At 66.2% G+C, this 19,366-nt stretch carries 22 protein-coding genes; 12 read left to right on the top strand and 10 right to left on the bottom strand.

Annotated elements, in window-relative coordinates:
• Positions 1-10: 10 nt before the first annotated feature.
• The gene (locus AB0C34_RS27110; RefSeq protein ID WP_357078732.1) at positions 11-1,144 is read right to left on the bottom strand and encodes a TDT family transporter; all 1,134 of its coding nucleotides are present in this window, start codon (positions 1,142-1,144) and stop codon (positions 11-13) included.
• A gap of 70 nt (positions 1,145-1,214) precedes the next feature.
• Between AB0C34_RS27110 and AB0C34_RS27105 the strand changes: the two genes are divergently transcribed.
• Complete coding sequence (locus tag AB0C34_RS27105; RefSeq protein ID WP_357078729.1) at positions 1,215-2,123, top strand: LysR family transcriptional regulator; 909 nt, start codon at positions 1,215-1,217, stop codon at positions 2,121-2,123.
• Between the two features lie 303 nt (positions 2,124-2,426).
• Here the strand turns inward: AB0C34_RS27105 and AB0C34_RS27100 are convergent, their stop codons facing one another.
• The gene (locus AB0C34_RS27100; protein WP_357078726.1) at positions 2,427-3,086 is read right to left on the bottom strand and encodes a PhoU domain-containing protein; all 660 of its coding nucleotides are present in this window, start codon (positions 3,084-3,086) and stop codon (positions 2,427-2,429) included.
• Positions 3,087-3,375: 289 nt separating this feature from the next.
• Here AB0C34_RS27100 and AB0C34_RS27095 point away from each other — a divergent pair, with 289 nt between their 5' ends.
• The 3 genes from AB0C34_RS27095 to AB0C34_RS27085 all read left to right on the top strand — a co-directional run bounded on the left by AB0C34_RS27095 (position 3,376) and on the right by AB0C34_RS27085 (position 5,622).
• Entirely contained in the window at positions 3,376-3,771 is a 396-nt protein-coding gene (locus AB0C34_RS27095; protein WP_357078723.1) for a nitroreductase/quinone reductase family protein, read from the top strand.
• Positions 3,772-3,842: 71 nt separating this feature from the next.
• Positions 3,843-4,937 carry an ionic transporter y4hA gene (locus AB0C34_RS27090; protein WP_357078720.1) on the top strand — a complete coding sequence of 365 codons (1,095 nt, stop codon included), beginning with the start codon at positions 3,843-3,845 and terminating at the stop codon, positions 4,935-4,937.
• Positions 4,938-5,130: 193 nt separating this feature from the next.
• Positions 5,131-5,622: a hypothetical protein gene (locus AB0C34_RS27085; RefSeq protein WP_357078717.1), complete on the top strand. Its 492-nt coding sequence runs from the start codon at positions 5,131-5,133 to the stop codon at positions 5,620-5,622.
• 58 nt (positions 5,623-5,680) lie between these two features.
• On the opposite strand, the gene AB0C34_RS27080 is transcribed toward AB0C34_RS27085, so the two are convergent.
• Complete coding sequence (locus AB0C34_RS27080) at positions 5,681-6,061, bottom strand: DUF5313 family protein (protein ID WP_357078714.1); 381 nt, start codon at positions 6,059-6,061, stop codon at positions 5,681-5,683.
• Positions 6,058-6,558 (bottom strand): MarR family transcriptional regulator, encoded by a 501-nt coding sequence (locus AB0C34_RS27075; protein WP_357078712.1) that lies wholly within the window; start codon positions 6,556-6,558, stop codon positions 6,058-6,060. The genes AB0C34_RS27080 and AB0C34_RS27075 overlap by 4 nt, the downstream gene beginning before the upstream one ends.
• Before the next feature lie 120 nt (positions 6,559-6,678).
• On the opposite strand from AB0C34_RS27075, the gene AB0C34_RS27070 reads away from it, so the two are divergent.
• Positions 6,679-7,695, top strand: coding sequence for a DUF418 domain-containing protein (locus AB0C34_RS27070; protein ID WP_357078709.1), 1,017 nt, complete (start codon positions 6,679-6,681; stop codon positions 7,693-7,695).
• A gap of 85 nt (positions 7,696-7,780) precedes the next feature.
• Here AB0C34_RS27070 and AB0C34_RS27065 read toward each other — a convergent pair whose 3' ends face one another.
• Entirely contained in the window at positions 7,781-8,956 is a 1,176-nt protein-coding gene (locus AB0C34_RS27065) for a cytochrome P450 (RefSeq protein WP_357078706.1), read from the bottom strand.
• Between the two features lie 122 nt (positions 8,957-9,078).
• Positions 9,079-9,270, bottom strand: coding sequence for a hypothetical protein (locus AB0C34_RS27060; RefSeq protein WP_357078703.1), 192 nt, complete (start codon positions 9,268-9,270; stop codon positions 9,079-9,081).
• Positions 9,271-9,385: 115 nt separating this feature from the next.
• On the opposite strand from AB0C34_RS27060, the gene AB0C34_RS27055 reads away from it, so the two are divergent.
• Together AB0C34_RS27055 and AB0C34_RS27050 are read left to right on the top strand one after the other, a co-directional pair.
• On the top strand, positions 9,386-9,829 hold the full coding sequence (locus AB0C34_RS27055) for a hypothetical protein (RefSeq protein WP_357078700.1): 444 nt from the start codon (positions 9,386-9,388) through the stop codon (positions 9,827-9,829).
• A 24-nt stretch (positions 9,830-9,853) separates the two neighbouring features.
• Positions 9,854-10,009, top strand: a complete 156-nt coding sequence (locus AB0C34_RS27050) for a DUF6131 family protein (RefSeq protein ID WP_357078698.1) — start codon at positions 9,854-9,856, stop codon at positions 10,007-10,009.
• A 95-nt stretch (positions 10,010-10,104) separates the two neighbouring features.
• On the opposite strand, the gene AB0C34_RS27045 is transcribed toward AB0C34_RS27050, so the two are convergent.
• Positions 10,105-10,833 (bottom strand): VIT family protein, encoded by a 729-nt coding sequence (locus tag AB0C34_RS27045; RefSeq protein WP_357078695.1) that lies wholly within the window; start codon positions 10,831-10,833, stop codon positions 10,105-10,107.
• A gap of 160 nt (positions 10,834-10,993) precedes the next feature.
• On the bottom strand, positions 10,994-11,368 hold the full coding sequence (locus tag AB0C34_RS27040) for a hypothetical protein (RefSeq protein WP_357078692.1): 375 nt from the start codon (positions 11,366-11,368) through the stop codon (positions 10,994-10,996).
• Positions 11,369-11,563: 195 nt separating this feature from the next.
• Here AB0C34_RS27040 and AB0C34_RS27035 point away from each other — a divergent pair, with 195 nt between their 5' ends.
• Together AB0C34_RS27035 and AB0C34_RS27030 are read left to right on the top strand one after the other, a co-directional pair.
• Complete coding sequence (locus tag AB0C34_RS27035; RefSeq protein ID WP_357078690.1) at positions 11,564-13,069, top strand: NAD(P)/FAD-dependent oxidoreductase; 1,506 nt, start codon at positions 11,564-11,566, stop codon at positions 13,067-13,069.
• Between the two features lie 84 nt (positions 13,070-13,153).
• Positions 13,154-13,528 carry a hemophore-related protein gene (locus tag AB0C34_RS27030; protein ID WP_357078687.1) on the top strand — a complete coding sequence of 125 codons (375 nt, stop codon included), beginning with the start codon at positions 13,154-13,156 and terminating at the stop codon, positions 13,526-13,528.
• Between the two features lie 44 nt (positions 13,529-13,572).
• Here AB0C34_RS27030 and AB0C34_RS27025 read toward each other — a convergent pair whose 3' ends face one another.
• Positions 13,573-14,793, bottom strand: coding sequence for a HAMP domain-containing sensor histidine kinase (locus AB0C34_RS27025; protein WP_357078684.1), 1,221 nt, complete (start codon positions 14,791-14,793; stop codon positions 13,573-13,575).
• Complete coding sequence (locus AB0C34_RS27020; protein ID WP_357078682.1) at positions 14,790-15,446, bottom strand: response regulator transcription factor; 657 nt, start codon at positions 15,444-15,446, stop codon at positions 14,790-14,792. Before AB0C34_RS27020 ends, AB0C34_RS27025 begins: the two co-directional genes overlap by 4 nt.
• 67 nt (positions 15,447-15,513) lie before the next feature.
• Here AB0C34_RS27020 and AB0C34_RS27015 point away from each other — a divergent pair, with 67 nt between their 5' ends.
• The 3 genes from AB0C34_RS27015 to AB0C34_RS27005 all read left to right on the top strand — a co-directional run bounded on the left by AB0C34_RS27015 (position 15,514) and on the right by AB0C34_RS27005 (position 19,155).
• Complete coding sequence (locus AB0C34_RS27015) at positions 15,514-15,924, top strand: nitroreductase family deazaflavin-dependent oxidoreductase (protein ID WP_357078680.1); 411 nt, start codon at positions 15,514-15,516, stop codon at positions 15,922-15,924.
• A 1,900-nt stretch (positions 15,925-17,824) separates the two neighbouring features.
• Complete coding sequence (locus AB0C34_RS27010; protein WP_357078677.1) at positions 17,825-18,682, top strand: hypothetical protein; 858 nt, start codon at positions 17,825-17,827, stop codon at positions 18,680-18,682.
• A 38-nt stretch (positions 18,683-18,720) separates the two neighbouring features.
• The gene (locus AB0C34_RS27005) at positions 18,721-19,155 is read left to right on the top strand and encodes a hypothetical protein (protein ID WP_357078674.1); all 435 of its coding nucleotides are present in this window, start codon (positions 18,721-18,723) and stop codon (positions 19,153-19,155) included.
• The last annotated feature ends 211 nt before the right edge of the window (positions 19,156-19,366 follow it).

The following is a 19,366-nucleotide window of genomic DNA, read 5'->3' as shown; positions in this document are numbered from 1 at the left end:
CGCGGGCCCACTATCGGGCGGCCGCGTGCGTCGCACACAGCAGGCTGCCGTCGGCTATCCCGCGGGCGGTTCGGCGCGCCACGGTCACCCACGTGCCGACCAGTAGGACGTACAGCACGACCGCCGCGATGGCGAAAAGGTATGCGCCAGTGTGGTGATACAACACGGTGCTGCCGGTCACGCAGGTCCCGAGCGGGAAGGTGAAGCCCCACCAGGTCAGACCGAAATTCAGCGCGCCGGCCCGAACGGTGCGCAGCGTGACAGCTGCCGCGAGCGCGAGCCATAGCATGGCGAAACCCCATGTGCCGATGCCGAAGAGGACCGAGAACACCATCAGTCCCTCGGCGTAACTGTCGGGCAGCGCCGCGGGCGCGACGGTGGCGAGCAGGCCCGCGGCGGTGACGGATTGTCCCAGCGGGCCGAGCACGATCCATAGGGTCGGCACCAGGTGTGCTGCCGGGGTGCCGTAGTGCACCAGTCGCGACCAGATCATCGTGATGATGACCGATGCGGCGATCAGGCTGAGCCCGAACATGGCCACACAGGCCAGGGTCATCGTCAGGCGTAATTGCCCGGCGGGGGTGTGCGGGATCAACAGTGCGCCCATCGCCGCGGAAACCATCGGTGGCACTACCGGCATGAGCCAGCCGCCGAAGGCGGCGTCCGGTGCGACGCGGTGCCGGGTGATCATCCGATAGGGGACGACGAACGCGGTCAGCAGGCCGAGCCCGCTACCCGCCGACCACAGGATCCAGTCGACCGCGACGGCCGCGGGCATCCCGATCACGTCGCTGCCGAGCAGCAGGGTGCCGCCGCCGACAGTCAGCAACGCCATCGGCGGCGCTCCCAGGAACTGTGACATCACCGGGTGGTCGCGATGCTCGCGCGCGGTCTCGGGGAAACGCAGTCGGTGCACCGCCCAAGCCGCGCTCAGCCCCGCCAACAGGGCCACCGACAGCGCCCACACCGTGGTCGCTGCGGCGCGCAGGCCGAGGAACTGCGCAGGAAGGGTGGCCGCCGCGTTCGCGACGATGGCGGTGCCCATCACGGCGGCGAACCAGTTCGGTCCGAGGTGACGCAGGGCTTCCCACCCGCCGAACAGACGCCGCGAGGTCGTCGAACGGAAAGTCACTATCGCGGTCATGTGTTCAGCGTCGTCTCGGTCGTGGTCGGCGGGTAGCGGCCGCGGTGCTATGCATGCATAGACTCGTTCTATGCCCCTTTCGTCGCGAGTGCCCGACCTGGCCGCGCTCGATCTGCTGCTGTCGGTGATCGAGCTGGGCAGCCTGGGCCGTGCGGCACGGGCGCACGACATCAGCCAGCCGTCGGCGTCCTCGCGCATCCGCTATCTGGAGCAGCTCGTCGGCATGCCGGTACTGGCGCGCAGCACCCTCGGCTCCCGGCCCACTCCGGCGGGCGCACTGATCGCCGAGTGGGCGCGCGCGGTGGTCGACGCCGCGCAGCAACTCGACGCGGGCATCGACACGCTGCGCGCCGAGCGCGACTCGCGGCTGCGCGTCGCGGCCAGCCAGACTGTCGCCGAGTATCTGTTCCCCGGTTGGCTGATGATGCTGCGCGCGACCGCGCCGGACACCGCCGTCGCGCTGGACGCGGGCAACTCCGCCGAGGTTGCCGAGGCGGTGCTCGAGCGAAAGGCAGCGATCGGGTTCGTCGAGACACCACAGCGATTTCGTGGGTTGGAAAGCCGTGTGGTGGGTCGCGATCGACTTGTCGTCGTGGTGCCGCGCGAGCATCGCTGGGCACGCGCCGGGTCCGTCTCGCTGCACGACGTCGCCGAAACACCGATGATCCAACGGGAGCGCGGTTCGGGAACGCGACAGTGGTTCGAGCACGCGGTCGTCCGCCGCATCCCGGACTGGCAGCCCGAGGTCGCGCTGGAACTGTCGTCCACCACAGCCATCAAGACGGCTGTCGCATCCGGCGTCGGGCCGGCTGTGCTCAGTTCACTCGCTGTTGCCGCGGAGATCGCCGCAGGAACCCTGGTGTCGCCCACGGTGACCGGACTCGAGCTGGCACGAACGTTGCGGGCGGTCTGGCCGACCGGACAGCGACCGACCGGCCCGGCCCGCGACCTGTTCGCCATCGCACAGCGCACAAGCTGATCTACCGGCCCCGCCCGGGCGACGTGCGCGGTGCCGGGCATCGGCGAGGTCGGCCGAAACCTGGCCGCGCGGCGGGCGATATCGGCACACCGACGCGACAGCATCCGCCGACGAACGCGCTCGCCCCGAGACCTTCTGGTCGGCAAGCGCTTCGGACAATTGCTCGAAGCCGGTTCATCAACGTCGGGCGGCAGCACAGCGCGCACCGCTGTTCAGCGGGGTATGTCGGCGTGACCGATTCACGATCCGGGACCACCGGCACCCGCGCTGCGGACGAACACCACTGCGCCGTGGTCGTAGGCGCTACTCGTCGTCGGACGGCTGGGCCGTCGGGGGGACCCCGGTGTCGAGAAAGCGGATCAACCGTTCGATGCGTGCCGTGTGATCGAGGCAGCGCTCCAGGTGGTGGCCGAGCAGCGCGATGTCGATCGCCGCGACGGTGGACGACTGGGACGCGGGGTCGACCAGGGCCGAATGCAGTCGTCGGTGCAGCGTTTCCATTACTTGGGTGCCCGGCGCGTCCTCGGGAAGCAGAGGGTGCCCCGCCACCGCCCGACCGGCCAGGGCGGTGCGCTCAGCCGCGAGTCGTCCCATCTCCGCGAGGATCTCCAGTATGGATCGCTTCGCCACATGCGCCGGGTGGCTCTTGTACACCTGGTCGGCGATCCGGCTGGTGAGCAGGCCGATCTGGGACAGCTCGCCCGCCATCTGAATCGCGGTCACCACATGCCGCAGATCGCGGGCTACCGGCGCCTGTAGCGCGAGCAGCAGTACGGTCCGCGCCTCGCCTGCGCCGTACATCTTCTGCAGCTGCTCATCGAACGCGAAGACCTCGTAGGTCGCGGTGAGGTCGGCGTCGACGAGCGCATCGGTGACTCGCTCGACGGCGTCGTGGGCGAGCGAGCACATCAGCGTCAGATCGTTGGTCAACGCGATGAGCTCGGCAGTGAACTGGGTCCGCACCGCCAAATTCTCACCTATTGTTCGGTTCCGGAGCGATCCATCGTGGGTATGTTCCGGCGTAACGCTCGCCGCCGCCGTAACAGGCATCGCCCTGAACACCTGGTGAACAAGGTGTTTCGACCGACAGACCGTGGAGTGCCCCGTCAGCTTCGACTCCGACGCGGTACCGCGTGGTCGGGTGGGCGTGGCGCCCAGGCTTGTTCCACGCGTTCGGGCGACCGGGCCGGCGCCCGAACCATTGTGGGCGGCGAACCCCGCGCGCGGGGTGATCCGGTGTTAGCGTCCAGCCATGCCGACCATGCGCGATATTCAGCATCGGGTTGTCACGGCGTTCCAGCGGCGGGTCGGCAACCCGCTCCTCGGTCGGTTGCCCGAGCAGACTCTGTTGGAAACCACCGGACGAGTCAGCGGGCAGCCGCGCATCACCCCGATCGGCGGACGCAAGGTCGGATCGGAATTCTGGCTCGTCTCCGAGTTCGGGGACCGGTCGCAGTACATTCGGAACATCAAGGTGGACAATCGAGTTCGGCTACGGTTGCACAGACGCTGGTACGCCGGTACCGCGCACTTGCTGCCCGATGACGACGTGCGCGCGCGCCTCGCCGTTCTGCCGCGCGCCAACAGCGCAGCCGTGCGACTCGTCGGCACCGACCTGCTCAGCGTACGGATCGATCTGCGCGACTGAACGGACTGCCGAGTGGGTAGAGATCGATCACCTGACCGTGATGCCGACAATTTGCTGAGACGATGGTCGGCATGATCCGTGTGTCGCTCGCCCGCTGGACCGTCCTCGTACCACTGCTCGCCGTTTTCGCTCTCGCGGCTACCTGGGGGCGAGCTCTGCCGGGCATCGCGGTGACCCTCGTGCTCATCGTGTTGGTCGGTGTGGTGCTCTCGGCGGTGCAACACGCCGAGGTGGTCGCCCGATGGGTCGGTGAACCGCTCGGATCGCTGGTGCTCGCGATCGCGGTGACCGTGATCGAGGTCGGCCTCATTCTCACGCTGATGAGTTCGGCCGGCGGCGACAAGACGTCCACGCTGGCTCGCGACACGGTCTTCGCGGCGGTCATGTTCACCTGCAACGGCATCGTCGGCCTCGCGTTGCTGGTCGGTGCGCTACGCAGGCGGATCGCGGTGTTCAATGCCGAGGGCACCGGCGCGGCGATGGCCACGGTCGCCACCCTGGCCACCCTCAGCCTGGTGTTACCGACCTTCACCACGAGCAAACCGGGTCCGGAATTCTCCACCGCGCAGCTGGCCTTCGCCGCGGTGGCCTCGCTGGCGCTGTACGGACTGTTCGTCATGGTGCAGACAGTGCGCCATCCCGACGACTTCCTGCCCGTCGAGAGCGCCGGCGTCGTCACCGAGGAGGACGAGCGCGGCGAGTTGCCGGGCGCACGGGCCGCCCTGCGCAGTTTTGCCCTGATGCTCGTTGCGCTGGTCTGTGTCGTCGGTCTTGCGAAAGTGGTTTCTCCGACCATCGAGTCGGCGGTCGAGTCGGCCGGGCTGCCCCAGTCGGCGGTCGGTGTGGTGATCGCCCTGCTGGTGCTGCTGCCCGAAACGCTCGCCGCGGTGCGCGCCGCGCGCCGCGATCGGGTGCAGATCAGCCTCAATCTCGCGTTGGGCTCTGCTATGGCGAGCATCGGTCTGACCATCCCGGCGATCGCGGTCGCGAGCATCTGGCTGGAGGGTCCACTGGTCCTGGGGCTCGGCCCGACGCAGATGGTGCTGCTCGCCTTGACGGTGGTGGTGGGTGGGCTGACGGTCGTTCCAGGGCGGGCGACCCTCCTGCAAGGCGGCGTCCATCTAGCGCTTTTCTCAGCTTTCGTGTTTCTCGCCACCAGTCCATAGCTGGACTGTCACGTGCCGGCGCAGTGCCGCCGTCAGTAGCTACAGCTATTATTTGGCATCCCTTTCGTATGCCGTCTGAGCTGGTTATATCGGTCCGGTGAAACCAGATCTGTCGATAGGCAAACTTAGGTAGCCTGCTGGACAAGCGTGCTGTTCGTGACGGTGGTTCCTACTCGGCAGCGAAGGCGGATCGATGGCCACATTCGACAGCGGTCGCGGACCCGACGACGATCGCGGCGACGGCTCCCATATCCTCACCACCGCGGCCGGCTTCGCCGCCATTGCCTCGCTCATGGTTTCGATCACCGTCCTGGTGCTGCCGAATGGCGGCACAGCCGGCCATCAATCTCCGCCCTCGGCGACCGACCCGGCGCCGCGGGCGACCGCGCGTGCTTGGCCGCAACCCAGGTCCTTGCCGGCCCCGGTGCCGCCTACCTCGATGGTGCCGCTGCGGCTGGTCCGCGAAATCGGCGGCGATTGTTCGGCGGGTGGCATCTCCGCGCAGTGGGAGATGCGGGAGGGGCAGTGGGCGTGCGTGGCGCGAAACCAGCAGCAGATCGGTGCCGATTGTTCGCATGAGGGGATCACCGCCCACTGGGACCGCAGGCCGGACGGACAGTGGGTATGCCTCGCGCAGGAGCAAGGCGGCTCCGAGCCGCTGCCCGCGACGCCCGACGGGTGGTAGCCGCCGGGGCTCTCACTTCGATCTTCTGGCACGGAGTCCGAGCCCGCCCCGGGGCCACTCAGTGTGGATGCTGGGCCGCGTACCTGGCGCGCTCCACGGCGCGGCGCCTGGCCCGTTCCGGGTTCTCCAGATCCGCGGGCAGCCCGTGCTTGGCCAGCCGATGCGCGCGGTTCATCGGCATGAACGCGACCGTGTAGAACAGGGCCAGCAGCAACGCCAGCAGGACCATGGCGCCACGCAGCCACAGTTCGCCTGGAAAGAACAAGAATACGGTGAACAGCGGCGTGAACGGAACGAGTCCGCGCAGTACGTGCCGGGTGGCGGCATGGGTGCCGGTCAGATCGTTGCGCACCCATTCCCGCAGGGAATCGGGCAGGCGGCGTCCGAAGGCGTAGCCGACCCACTGGACCGGGTTGGGTCGTCGCTGTTCTCGGATCATGCGCGGACCTCTCGGTGTGTGGTGGCCGTCGGGGCGCCGTCGGAGGCGGCGAGGATTGACCGGCGGGCCGCGTCGTTCACTCGGGTGAGTACGTCGCGCAGCTCCTCCAGATCCGACAGCGTGACTCCGAGCCGCTGCACGACAGCGGGCGGAATCCGCTCGGCCTGCTCGCGCAGTTCGGCTCCCGCCCTCGTCAATGCCACCACCAGGTTGCGTTCGTCGTGACTGCTGCGTTCGCGTGTGATCAACCCCGCGCTCTCCAAGCGCTTGAGCAGCGGTGACAGGGTAGGCGAGTCGAGCTGGATGGCTTCGGCGATCGCTTTGACCGACATCGGCGCCTCGCCCCACAGCGCCAGCATCACCAGATACTGCGGATGAGTCAGCCCGAGCGGCTCCAGTAATGGTCGATAGACAGCCAGTACCGCGCGATTGGCCACCGCGAGCGCGAAGCACACCTGTCGATCCAGCCGAAGCGGATCGTCGACCTCAGTTCCCATCGTTGCTCCTCGCCTCTCGAGAAGAATGTTAATGCATGAATAGTTCGTGCATTAACATATGTGGGCGACATCTCCTCGGGAAGCGCCGGACCGCGCGCGGCAGCCGATACCGTGACATCCATGCACCACGACGTGGATCGACCACGCATCCGCGAATGGGACGCGGTCCGCGGGTTCGCGCTGTGCGGGATCCTGGTGGTCGATATCTGGCAGATCACCGGGATGACCGTGGTGAGGGAGCCGGGCGTGGTGGTTCCGGTGCGGCACGCGCTGTCGGTGTTGTTCGAAGGACGCTTCTTCCCGATCTTCTCGTTGCTGTTCGGGTTGAGTTTCGCGCTGTTGCTCGACGACGCGGCGCGGCGGACCGACCGTCCGCGACTCGTTCTGGCCCGGCGGCTGGGCGCGCTCGCGATCGTCGGCCTGATCCATCATCAGTTCCACCCAGGAGAGGCGCTGCTGCCGTACGCGATTGTCGGGCTGGCGATTCTGCTGCCCGCGTCGGCGTTGCCGAACTGGTTGGTGCTGGGCGCGGGCCTGGCGGGCACCGTCGTTGTGGCGCTGACTCTCGGTGGCGGACTTGCCATGGTGCCCGGGTTGTGTCTGCTCGGCCTGGCCACCGCTCGCTACGGGATCGCGGACACACTGGGCGATCGCGGTTGGCAGGTCGGCGCGATCTTCGCATTCGCGCTACCCGCCGCCGTGCTGGCGGGCCGGTGGGAATACCGCACGCCGTACCTCGAGCTGTGGTCCAGCCCCGCCTCGGCGGTGGCGGGGCTGCTCGGTGCGCTCGCCTACCTGACCGGTCTGCTGCTGTTGTTGCGGACCGAGACCGGCGCGGTGCTGTCGGAAGTACTCGAGCCACTCGGCCGGATGGCACTGACCAACTACGTCTGCGCGACGGCGCTGATCCTGCTGGCGAACCCGTGGTTGGGACTGTCCGACTCCGCCGACTCCGCCGACTCCGCCGACTACGCAGCGCTGCTCGGCCTCGCGGTCGCGATCATCGTGGCGCAGGCGATCCTCAGCGCCGCATGGCTGCGGTTTTTCCAGTACGGACCACTCGAATGGGTGTGGCGCAGCATCACCTGGTGGGAATGGGCGCCTGCCCGTGCCCGCCGACGATCGGTGTCCTGGTGATGGTGGACGGCTTGCCCGCGCGATCGTTGGCGCGCGGGTCACCGACCGGCGGGTTACTGCGCTGGATCGCTGAGTCTCCCTTGGGTCAACCGAGCCGCACCGGCAGCACGAGTGGTCCACGATGCCGAAATCCCGAGCGCCAGAGGATCTCTCGCTTATCCACCGCGAGCACGGTGTCCGGCCACCGGGCATCGACGTGGGCTAGCACGGCCGCGGTGACCGTGCGCACCAGGCCGTTGCCCAAGCAGGCGTGCACCCCGTAGCCGAGCGCGAGCTGTGGGCCGCGGTCCCTGGTGAGATCCAATTCCTCCGGGCGGTCGAAGATTTCGGGATCGTGGTTGGCAGCGGCGAGGCAGAGCAGAACGGCCTGCCCCGGGCGGATGGTCGCCGCGCCGATCGTCAGCTCGGTGGTCGCGAAGCGTGGTCCGGCCAGCACCTGTGGCGACAGGTGGCGCAGCAACTCGTCCACCGCGGCTTCCTTGTCCGACATCGACCGGAGAATTTCTCGTTGGTCCGGGCGGCCCAGCAGCGTGAGCACGGCACCCGCGATCAGGTCGACTAGTACCTCATACCAAACGAACAGCAGGTAGAACAGCAACCCTGCTAGTTCGTCCGCGCTCGGCGAACCGGTGTCGACGTGTGCGGCGACCAGCCGTCCGAGCACCGTGTCCGTGCGGTGCGTCCGCGCGTGCTCGATGGTGTCGGTGATGATCGCGAGCATGGTCGCCAAGGTGTCGCGTGCCCGGGGCGGCGACGCCGACGGCAGTAACGTCGAATTCGCCCACCCGAGAAGGTACTCGCGGGTCGGTCCGTCGAGGCCGAGGAGTTCGCCGAGCACCGCGGCCGGCAGCGGCACGGCCAGCCGTTCGACCAGATCGACCGTCTGGCCCGAATTCAGTGTCCATAGGCAGGAATTCACCAACTCAGGAGCCAGCCGGGTCCACTCGGCCAGCCGTCGTGGCGACACCTCGCCGGTGACCAGGCTGCGCAATCGAACGTGGTCGGCGGGCTCGGTGTTGAGCAGGTTCGCATTCAGCGGTGGCGGAACAGTGAAACCCTGGTAGTCCTCGGCATTCGCGTGCCGGACATGGGTGGACAGCCGATCGTCCAGCAGCCCGGCCCGCACGTCCCGATACCTGGTCACCAACCAGGCCGAGGGACCGTCCGGCGTGCGGATACGGTGCACGCCGCCCGACGCACGGAGTCGCGCGAGCTCGGGCCACGGGTTTCGCGCGAATTCGGAGTCGAAAACGTCCGTCACCCCTGCATCATCGCGTATGGGGCGTAGACGGGTGGGCATGGGCGAGGTGTTGTCCGGCGTATCGCGCGTATCGCCACCGGGCAGGGCCGATCGTGGCGTCCGGCCCAGGCGGCACTGCTTGGTCAGGTGGCGGCGACGCCGCTCTGGCGGATCGCGGCCAGGACCTCGTTGTAGGTCAGGGTGGAGGTGACCAGGGCGCGCTCCGAGGTCACATCGATGTCGACCGAGTCGATGCCGCTGACACCGCGCAGGTTCGCTGCGATCGCCGAGGCGGACTCGCGGGTAACGCTGGGCAGGTTGATGGTGTAGGTCATGCTTTCCGCATAGACCGATACACCTGGCTCAAACAAACAATTCCTTGGTCGGGTTTGACTCTGTTCTCGCCGGGAATAGCCGGTTTGTCACATCAATCGACGCAACAGGATTGTCATGATCATCATCATCGGACTCATTGTCTTGATCGCGGCAGTGATCATCGGGGTTGCCGCCGTCGTGGGAAACACCGGCACAGCCCAGCAAGTGACAAGTGAATTCTCGGTCTTCGATTACTACTTCCATGGTTCCATGGGAACGCTGTTCGGTTATGGGGTCGTGCTCGGCGCGATCGGGATGCTCGGGCTCGCGCTCGTACTGGCCGGTGTCTGGCGCGCTACCCGGCGCGGCGCGGCCGCACGGCGCGAACTGCGGCAGTCGCGTCGGGAAATGGCCGCGGTGCGGCGAGACCTCGCGACCGGCACATCCGAGACGCGGAAGCCGACGGCCACGGGAGAGCCCGTCTGGAACCGGTTGTTCCGCAAGCGGGCGACACCTTCTTCCGGTGGCTCCGCGAGTACAGAACGAACCCGCAGCGCACCGGCATCGGCGGCGAAATAACTATCGAGAAAAGGAAATACAACCATGATTGTTCTCGGTCTCGTGCTTCTCATCATCGGATGGCTGCTCGGAATTTCTTTGCTCACCACCGCGGGCATCATCATTCTGGTCATCGGCTTGGTCCTGCTGCTGGCCGGCTCGCTCGGCCGCCCGGTCGGCGGCCGCCGCTGGTACTACTAGGTATCGTCGTCAGAGTGTGGTAGTTCGTCGAGCGGAGGCGAATGGCGGTCGAACCCTTCGACCGCCATTCGCCTCCGTTCGATCATTCGCGTCCGTCAGGTTCCCACGCCCGCGGCGAACTGCCCGATGCCGTAGGTGACTGCCATGGCGAGCGTGCCGCCGAGTACTACCCGTGCGACGGCTCGGCCGCGGGGGCTTCCACCGAGGGCGGCGCTGATCGACCCCGTGAGTGCGAGCGCGGCCGCAACCGCCGTGAAAGTTACTGGAATGCGGGCGGTAACCGGCGGCAGCAGAATGGCCAGCAGCGGGAGCAGCGCCCCGAGCGTGAACGCCACCGCGGAGGAGAATGCCGCCTGCCACGGGTTGGTCAGTTCGTCGGGGCGCAGGCCGAGTTCCGCCTCGGCGTGCGCGGCGAATGCGTCGTGTGCCGTGAGTTCTTCGGCCACCTTGCGCGCGGTCTGGGCGGACAGGCCTTTGGCTCGGTAGATTCCGGTGAGTTCATCCAGCTCGTAGTTCGGCTCTTGCTCGAGTTCCCTGCGCTCGGTGGCCAGCAGCGCCCGCTCCGCATCACGTTGCGTGCTGACCGAGACGTATTCGCCGACCGCCATCGAGATCGCGCCCGCGAACAGGCCAGCGATGCCGGCGGTGAACAGGGCGCTGGTGCTGGTCGTGGCCGCGGCGACACCGACGACGAGGCCAGCGGTGGACACGATGCCGTCGTTCGCGCCGAGCACGCCGGCGCGTAGCCAGTTCAGGGTGGATGCGAACCCCTCGCCGTGCGGCTCGTCCGGATGCGCGCCCGATGCGCTGGTCGATCGGTTCATGAAGCGCAGACTAGGCTATTGGGTCGCGGAGGTCGGGTGCTGTGGGTTTGCCCACGAATCCCAGTGCGGTGCAGACGATAGCGATACGGCGTCGGAAGGTCCGCTGGCCCGCCGTTGTGCGTGACAGTTCCAGCCGTCGGCGCCATCGCAGCGATGACGGCTACTCGGACCGATCGCCGCCGGGGAGCAAAGGATGTGGCAGAAACGTGCGGTGCACGATCTGCAGAATCACCAGCAACAGCACCGAAAGCACTGCGGTGGTGTAGTCGCCGAGTAGTACGGCGAGTGCCGCGAAGGCGCCGTACACGGGCAGTTCCAGAAGCGCGCACCACCGCAATATTCGAACCCACCGTGCGTTGGCGTCCAGCCGCTGTACGCCGTCGTCAATGATGTCGAGTGCGGTGTCGTAGTGCACCAGTCCGTCGCCGACCTGGACGAACATGTGCACCGCCTGTTCGCGGGTGAGTTCGCCGAGCCAGGCGCGGTCGATGAGCCGCTTGCCCTCCTCGGCGACCTCCTTGATGACCGCGTCCATGCGGCCCCCTTCCCAGTCGATCCCGAGAGGATTCTATGCCGCGCGACGGCCTCTTCCCAGCACCGATCAGAGCGGGCGGGGAGCCGAACAGTTGCTGTGGAACGATCCGTCGATCGGATGCTGCGCCGCCGATACCGGGGGTGTCGCGCCGACCAGGATTCGCGCAGTCGAACCGGGATCGGACACACTGGAACCATGACCGAGCCCGTCGTGCGTCCGGAGCACCTCGATGTCGTGATCGTCGGTGCGGGCCTGTCCGGTATCGGCGCCGCCTACCGGCTGCAGACCGCGTGCCGCGGCAAGACCTACGCCATTGTCGAGGCACGCGACAGTCTGGGCGGTACCTGGGACTTGTTCCGGTATCCAGGCATCCGATCGGACTCCGACATGTTCACCCTCGGCTACCCCTTCAAGCCGTGGCGCGCCGCCGAGTCGATCGCCGACGGCCCGTCGATCTTGCGCTATATCACCGAGACCGCCACGGACTACGACATCGACCGGCACATCCGCTTTCGCACCAAGGTGCGCTGCGCCGACTGGTCCAGCCGGACCGCGCGCTGGACGCTGACGCTCGAACACCGCGACGCGACGGGCGGCACCGAACTGAGTACTCTCACCTGCGGCTTTCTCTACGCGTGTGCCGGCTACTACGACTACGACCAGCCGTACACACCCGAGTTTTCTGGGATTTCCACCTTCTCCGGTCGGGTGGTGCACCCGCAGTTCTGGCCGGAGGACATCGACTACGCCGGCAAGCGCGTCGTCGTGATCGGGAGCGGCGCTACCGCGGTCACCCTGGTCCCGGCGATGGCCGAGCAGGCCGAGTCGGTGACCATGGTGCAGCGCTCACCGACCTGGATCAGCCCCGTCCCGGGCCGGGACAAGCAAGCCGACAAGATCCGCGAGTTACTCCCGCCCCGACTGGCGCATCGGGTGATCCGTATCAAGAACATCCTGTTCACCATCGGCTTCTACCAGTACTGCCGGCGCCGACCGGACTCCGCGCGCAAGCTGCTCACCGGTCTCGCCACTCGAATTCTGAAGGACGACAAGGCCGTAGCGGAGCACTTCACGCCCAGCTACAATCCGTGGGACCAGCGGCTGTGCGCTGCCCCGGATGCCGACTTCTTCAAGGCGATGCGCAGGGGTACGGCCGAGGTGGTGACCGACCACATCGAAAGCTTTGTGCCGGAAGGTATTCGGCTGAAGTCCGGCCGTGTGTTGGCGGCCGACATCGTGATCACCGCCACCGGACTGCAATTGCTCGCCTTCGGCGGCATCGACCTGACGGTAGACGACGCCGCGGTCGAGTTGTCCGAGCAGTTCGTCTGGCAGGGCACCATGATCACCGGCGTTCCCAATTTCGCCGTCTGCATCGGATACACCAACGCCTCATGGACCTTGCGCGCCGATCTCACGTCTCGGCTGGTGTGCAAGGTCCTCGACCACATGGACCGCAAGGACTACGCCGCCGTGGTCCCGCAACCGCAGGGCGCGCTCGACGAACACCCACTGCTGGATCTGGCCTCCGGCTATATCCGGCGGTCCATCGCCGAGTTCCCTCGCCAAGGCGCCCGCCACCCGTGGAAGGTTCGGCAGAACTACCTGCTCGATTCGGCTATGACGCTACGCACAGACCTGAACAAGACGTTGACCCCGACGCCGAGATCCGCTGTCGGGCAACCGGTGCGAATTTCCTAGCGCTGAGCGAACATCTCGCCTGATGGACTTGGCGCCGGGTCGCGCCATCGTGACCCGGACGTCCAACCGAAAGGGTCATTCGACATGACGAGATTCGTTCGAGCCACCGTCGCTCTCGGCAGCCTGGTCGCCGCGGGCGCGCTGCTGATCCCGGCGACCGCCTCCGCCCAGCCGGGTTCAGGCCTGCTCGAGACGACCTGCAGCTTCGAGCAGATCGATGCCGCCGTGCATGCCCAGTTCCCCGAGTTCGCCGCCCGCCTCGATGCGCACCCGGACCGTAAGGCCAAGGCGCAGGAGTTCCTCAGCCTCCCGGTCGACCAGCGTAAGCAGCGGGCCAAGGAGTTCCTGGACACGCATCCGGAGGCCAAGGCCAAGTTCGAACAGCGCCGCGACTCGCCGCAGGCGCAGGAGCGCAGGGAGAAGATGCGCACCATCGCCGACACCTGCCACAACTACTGACGTCGGTGCGGGCGGGTGTCGTACCCGCCCGCGTCCGGAGTGGATCACGGCACGGAGGCAACCGGCCGGGGCGGTGCCGGCTGCTGTTTGCCGTGCCCGCCGGCGAGCGGGAGGTCGACTGTCACCGTGAGCCCGCCCTCCGGACGCGCCACCGCACGGACGGCGCCACCGTGGGCCTGGGCGACCGAGCGCACGATCGACAGCCCCAACCCGGCCCCGCGGTTTCCAGAGTCGGCGAGGCGCTCGGCGGACAACGACCGGCGAAACGGTTCGAAGAGCCCGTCGACTTCCGACGCCGGGACCGCTGGGCCGCTGTTGTCGACGGTGAGTTCGGCGTGGTCAGCGGCCGATCGGGACCGAACCGACACCCATCCGTGCTCCGCGAGGTTGTAGCGCACGGCATTGTCGACCAGATTCTGAATGAGGCGTTCCAGCAGCAGTGGGTCACCCAGTACGGGGGCCGTTCGCAGGTCGGCGGTGATCCGCACACCGGTCTGGCCGGCGGCGCTCGTCGCGACAGTGATCGCGCTGCGGGCGAGGTCGGCGAGATCGGCGCCGCGGTGCTCGGTCGGACATTGTTCGCTGGTGGCCAGCAGCAGCAGGCCTTCGATGAGTCGTTCGTGGCGGTGATTGACCTCGAGCAGCGTACCGCCGAGCATGCGAGTGGACTCCGCTACATCCGGTGCGTCGAGTGCCACTTCGATCAGTGTCCGGTTGATCGTCAGCGGTGTGCGCAGTTCGTGTGAGGCGTTCGCGACGAACCTGCGCTGCCCGTCGAACGCCCGGTCCAACCGTTCCAGCATGGCGTCGAAAGTGTCAGCCAGATCCTTGATTTCGTCCTCGGGCCCGTCGAGCGCGATACGCTCGTGCAGGCGAGTGTCGGCCACGCGTCGTGCGGTCGCGGTGATCCGCTGCAACGGATGCAGGGCCCGGCCGGCCATCAACCAGCCGATCCCGCCCGCGGCGATCCCGACCGCCCCGAGCGACACCAGCGACCACACCAGCATGGCACGCAGAGTATCCCGCCGATTCTGCTCGGCCTGATCGATCAGTGCCCGGTACAGTTCCTCCGAGACCGGCGTCCTGGTCCGCTCCGCTCGCGCGGCGAGATATTCCCGTACCACCTTCTGTGCGCCCACCCCGGGGCGCCGTTCCAGCGACTGGTTCAGGTAGAAGTACATCAGCGCGATGAGCACCGCGCCCGCCAGGAAGAAGGCCGCCGCGTACAGCAGCGTGAGCCGCAGGCGAATCGTCCTTCCTCTCACCGGATCCGGTATCCCACACCGGGCTCGGTCTCGATCAGCTGGGGCTCGCCGAGTTTCCTGCGCACGTTCATGATGGTGTATCGCACCACGCCCGTGAACGGGTCGGTGTGCTCGTCCCACGCCTTTTCCAGCAAGTGTTCGGCCGACACCACGCCGCCGTCCGCCCGGAGCAATTCGGCGAGCACCGCGAACTCCTTGCGGGACAAGGACACCGGCCCGCCGTTGCGGGTCACGACGAAACGGTGTGGGTCCAGCCTGATCCCGGACCGTTCCAGTACCGGGGGAGTGGCGGCACGCGCCCGCCGTCCCAATGCCTGGACGCGCGCGACCAGTTCCGCGAAGGCGAACGGCTTCGTCAGATAGTCGTCGGCCCCGAGTCCGAGGCCGGCCACCCGCTCGGTCACCGCACTCGCGGCGGTCAGCATCAGGATCCGGGCCTGCCCACCCGATTCGGTGAGTCTGCCGCACACGGCGTCGCCGGAGACCTGAGGGAGGTCCCGGTCCAGCACCACCACGTCGTAGTCGTTGACGCCTGCTCGTTCCAGCGCCGCGGATCCGTCGTAGGCCACGTCGACCGCCATCGCATGCCTGCGTAGTCCGCCCGCAATCGCGTCGGCCAATAACTTCTCGTCCTCGACCACCAGCACTCGCACACCGCTATCGTGCCTGTTCTCGCTGTTAGGTGACTGTTAGTCACACCCCGCGTGCGAAGATACGGCCATGGCAGACGACTGGAACAGCCAGATCATCGAAGAATTCCGTGCCAATCAGGGCAAGGTAGGCGGTCCGTTCGCCGGCCGTGACCTGCTCCTGCTCAGCACCATCGGCGCGAAAACCGGTCGGCCCCGCACCACTCCGCTGGCCTTCGTCCGCGACGGCGACACCCTCGTCATCGTCGCGTCCAAGGCGGGCGCCCCCACCAACCCGGACTGGTACCACAATATTCGGGTCAACCCGGAAGTCACCGTCGAAATCGGGGCGGAAACCGTGGACGCGACGGCCACCCCGATTACCGAGGGCCCGGAACGCGACCGCCTCTACACAGCGATGGTCCAGGTGATGCCCGGCTTCGCCGAGTACCAGGAAAAGACCGACCGGGTGATTCCGGTCGTTATTCTCACGACGCAGTAAGCGCCTTGCCGGCCACCGCGGCTCAGAGCTTGCGCAAGCACGCGAGGTGATTCGCCGATCGAGGGCTGCGCAGGGCAGCGTCGGGCATTTCGCACCCGGATTTGCCGCGGGTGTCTCTGAGTGTCGCTGTGATGCGGATCCAGTCGACTCGGCGGTCGAGGTAACTGGGCGGCAGATCTCGGTGGTCGGTCCACGCCCAGGAAGCACGGGACATGGCTGCCCGCAGCCGAGCCACCGCTGAAACCCGTGCAGTTGAACCGGCCGAGCATTCGTTGGTGCCATTCTCTGTTTGACGTGCTCGTGTCGCCGGAAGCCACGGATGTGCGGATGTCGGGTGGGCTCGGATTGCGGGGGTAATGGCCCCATCGGGCGCGCCTAGCGAGGCGCGTTCGGCCACGAGTTTCGGGTTGCAGCCGACGAGTCGGCGAGGAACCGTGCGGGAATCTCACGCAGGAGTTCGTTGACGGCCATGATCCGGCCGGCGCAGGTGATGCCCAGTCGGCGGGCGAGCAGGCGCTTCTTCGGACTGGAGACGAGACGAACCGGTCATCGATGTGTGCTGTGTGTACTTGACCAACGTTCATCCTCGCGACCGCGACCATTTCGAGCAGTGCCTCGAAACCTGCACGTCCGGACAGAGCAACAGTACCCCGCTCGCCTGTTCTCAGACTGAGAACCTGAAGCCGTTGACACGCAGAATCATTCATTAGATGAAACTCTGGCCGGAGGTCAGATGACGCGCTATTGTCTGAAGGGCCGGACAAAGCCCCTGGCCCCGCTGCGTGCCACCGCTTTCCCGCTGGTATCTGACATTCGAGGAGTCGTGGGCCGATGACCCCCACCCGGCGACTGGCTCAGGTTCCCATCCTTCCGGCCGCGATACCGACCGTAGCGGCGCTGGTGCAGTACCTGCGATGGCTCACAGTCGATCCGGGCGTATCACGTGACCGGAAATGGTGCGCGCCGGTACTAGAGCGCTGCCGGTCGCGTTCGCTGGCATCGCGAACCTCGCCGAGTTCGACGGTTAGGGCCGAACCGGCTACACCGCAACATCCCCGCCGCGCGGGGGTACCGTGTTCCGGCCACGTTCAACGCCGAACGCGCAACGGTCGTCAGCGCCTCGAACTATTTCCAGGCCCAGCAGTGGATCAGCGACGCTACTGCCTGTGCTGGACGGGCTGTATCGCGAACACCAACCCAAACCCGACACCAGCCGGGTCCGCCTGCGCAAGGCGAACTATCGCCTGGTCTTCGACAAACGGAGACCGCTCGAAGACCAGACCGTGTGGGCGATGCTGTATGCGGCCACGGCCCGCGCTGCAGAAGTCCTTTGCCGGGAATCACCGACCCGGACCGCTCCTACCGGCGCGCCCGAATCTGCTGTAAGGGCGGCAAGCCGGATGAACTGCGCTACAAAACCTGCACCGCACGCCTGCTCGGTCAACTGCCCACCACACGCACCGGCGGACCGGTCTTCCTGTCGTGCCACGTCGCGTCTGACGACGACATCGTACCCATCTGTGGCATCGTTCCGGGTCACGCGGCGCCGGCAGATGTGCTCCCGCACCATCGAACGACATCTGGGCGCCGCGGCTGACGATGGATGGGATCCGTACGGCCCGCGGCATTCCCGGCTCACCCATGCCGGGGAGGACGGCACCACCGACACCGACCTGATGGACCTGTCGGGTCACGAGGATCGCCGCACCCTGCAGCGGTATCTGACACTAAGCGAGTACGCACCCGCCGCCGGCTCGACGGCATCGTCGCCTGAAGGGCCACTTGGACGCCCCGCCCGGACGAGTTCGCGATCCGCCTCGCCGCCGCCTCGCCGCCCGCAGTTTGTCACAGTGGTAAGGGTCAAATGCGCAACGGCGTAACCAGAGCCTTGGTCTCGGCCATGAACGAGCTGAAACGCCTCACCAGCCTAGAAACGGCGGCGCTACGAAACGCCTACAGAGACGTAGTTCGCTCGATGGTGCGGGACGCCGATGAAAAGGTACGCACCGACCAGGCAGGCGGGCGCAGGATCAAGAATGCGACGAAACAAGGATGGGTGCACAGACCGCACTCCCAATCCATAGGTCCGGAGCTCGCCATTGCCGAGATCGGTTCTGGCCGACAGGAACTCCCAAAAATTACACCTGGTTACGTCATATCATTGCCGCGATCGATCTGGAAAGAATTTGGCACGGGAGTCGATGTAATAATTAGGACGTCGCCTAGCCTTCTGCGGCGCATACACGATATTACGCGCGAAGGGTGGACTATCAGATATGGACCGAAACACAGTGGGACGCAGACTATTACTGAACTGAAACGGATAATCATCGATCCCAGTCGCAAAGACGACCCGTTGCAAACAGCTGTCGCCATCGCGTACGAGGTCGGGCACACAATAGAACCCTTCAGAAAACTCAGACCAGGGCCAGTGGATGACAAAGAGGAGTGGATCGAACATCACCTGGACAAGATTTACAAATCCGAGGCACGCGCGCATTGGTCTCTGCAGCACGCGCAGCGCGAAAGCGCTTCTCGGGGTGGTCCACTCGTCGGTTTCGGGTCCCCCACCTTCGGAAGGCGTATCGAAGAAATCTACGATGCCGCGGATGGCAACATGTCTGACGACGCGATCGAAAGTATTTCTGAACTGATGAAATATGGAACAGTGGGAGATTGGCACGATTCGTCACCGCCCACCTTCGCGGATTATTATAGGCAATGGCTCGAGGAGCTCTGGGAAAAGTATAAGAGATGAATAATGATCGAGATCGAGACAGATTCGTACGGGTGGGTATGACGGCGTTCGTCAGCGAGATATATGCGGTCACCCGGCGATTGTTGGAGGTTCCTGGGCACCTGAGCCCGAAGTCCGTCGCAGATGCCTGCTCCGTGGTGCTACATGAAGTGACCAGGACCGAGTACGGTAGCGAGTTCGAAGGGAAGTCCGAAGGCGGTCCTTTCTCGGTCCTCTCGTTCCGTATGCTGGCCGACTCCCCCGAGCGCCCTCGAAGTATGGTGGTCCTGGATATTTGGCAGGAGGTCGAAATAACCGAAGCCGAGTTGAGAAGCTACTTTGACCTGTCAACTGACAATATGAGCTTCAATCCGAGGATACCGCGCGCCGGAGCTGTATTTTTTTCCGAACAACATGCCAACCGAACACTTGTCCTGCAGTTCGCTTTACACTCGGACCTGCTTCAGGCGATAGCAGTGCGAGAGAACATGTGACTGTTCACGTGTCGGTGCCGGCTGTCCTGTGGAGGCTTGCCGTGCCGGTCCGGTCAACCATTCCCGGCGCACAATCCGAAAGGTTGGTCAGCGAGTTACCGACGCGATCTGCTTTTCGGTCCAGGCCGCGACCATAGTTCGGGGCCGATGGCACCGCATGAACTGCCTTCATGTACCTGGTGGCACTCATCAGCGGATGCAAACGACCGGT

Origin of the sequence: Nocardia sp. NPDC049220 (assembly GCF_040647855.1) — a bacterium.
In the GTDB taxonomy this organism is placed as follows: domain Bacteria; phylum Actinomycetota; class Actinomycetes; order Mycobacteriales; family Mycobacteriaceae; genus Nocardia.
This window is presented reverse-complemented; position numbering and strand designations above follow the sequence as displayed.

Bases quoted from the DNA above. Each gene is read 5' to 3' on its own strand.
- AB0C34_RS27110 (WP_357078732.1), bottom strand. From the start codon at position 1,144: ATGACCGCGATAGTGACTTTCCGTTCGACGACCTCGCGGCGTCTGTTC.
- AB0C34_RS27105 (WP_357078729.1), top strand. From the start codon at position 1,215: ATGCCCCTTTCGTCGCGAGTGCCCGACCTGGCCGCGCTCGATCTGCTG.
- AB0C34_RS27095 (WP_357078723.1), top strand. From the start codon at position 3,376: ATGCCGACCATGCGCGATATTCAGCATCGGGTTGTCACGGCGTTCCAG.
- AB0C34_RS27090 (WP_357078720.1), top strand. From the start codon at position 3,843: ATGATCCGTGTGTCGCTCGCCCGCTGGACCGTCCTCGTACCACTGCTC.
- AB0C34_RS27085 (WP_357078717.1), top strand. From the start codon at position 5,131: ATGGCCACATTCGACAGCGGTCGCGGACCCGACGACGATCGCGGCGAC.
- AB0C34_RS27080 (WP_357078714.1), bottom strand. From the start codon at position 6,061: ATGATCCGAGAACAGCGACGACCCAACCCGGTCCAGTGGGTCGGCTAC.
- AB0C34_RS27075 (WP_357078712.1), bottom strand. From the start codon at position 6,558: ATGGGAACTGAGGTCGACGATCCGCTTCGGCTGGATCGACAGGTGTGC.
- AB0C34_RS27070 (WP_357078709.1), top strand. From the start codon at position 6,679: ATGCACCACGACGTGGATCGACCACGCATCCGCGAATGGGACGCGGTC.
- AB0C34_RS27060 (WP_357078703.1), bottom strand. From the start codon at position 9,270: ATGACCTACACCATCAACCTGCCCAGCGTTACCCGCGAGTCCGCCTCG.
- AB0C34_RS27055 (WP_357078700.1), top strand. From the start codon at position 9,386: ATGATCATCATCATCGGACTCATTGTCTTGATCGCGGCAGTGATCATC.
- AB0C34_RS27050 (WP_357078698.1), top strand. From the start codon at position 9,854: ATGATTGTTCTCGGTCTCGTGCTTCTCATCATCGGATGGCTGCTCGGA.
- AB0C34_RS27045 (WP_357078695.1), bottom strand. From the start codon at position 10,833: ATGAACCGATCGACCAGCGCATCGGGCGCGCATCCGGACGAGCCGCAC.
- AB0C34_RS27040 (WP_357078692.1), bottom strand. From the start codon at position 11,368: ATGGACGCGGTCATCAAGGAGGTCGCCGAGGAGGGCAAGCGGCTCATC.
- AB0C34_RS27035 (WP_357078690.1), top strand. From the start codon at position 11,564: ATGACCGAGCCCGTCGTGCGTCCGGAGCACCTCGATGTCGTGATCGTC.
- AB0C34_RS27030 (WP_357078687.1), top strand. From the start codon at position 13,154: ATGACGAGATTCGTTCGAGCCACCGTCGCTCTCGGCAGCCTGGTCGCC.
- AB0C34_RS27015 (WP_357078680.1), top strand. From the start codon at position 15,514: ATGGCAGACGACTGGAACAGCCAGATCATCGAAGAATTCCGTGCCAAT.
- AB0C34_RS27010 (WP_357078677.1), top strand. From the start codon at position 17,825: ATGAACGAGCTGAAACGCCTCACCAGCCTAGAAACGGCGGCGCTACGA.
- AB0C34_RS27005 (WP_357078674.1), top strand. From the start codon at position 18,721: ATGACGGCGTTCGTCAGCGAGATATATGCGGTCACCCGGCGATTGTTG.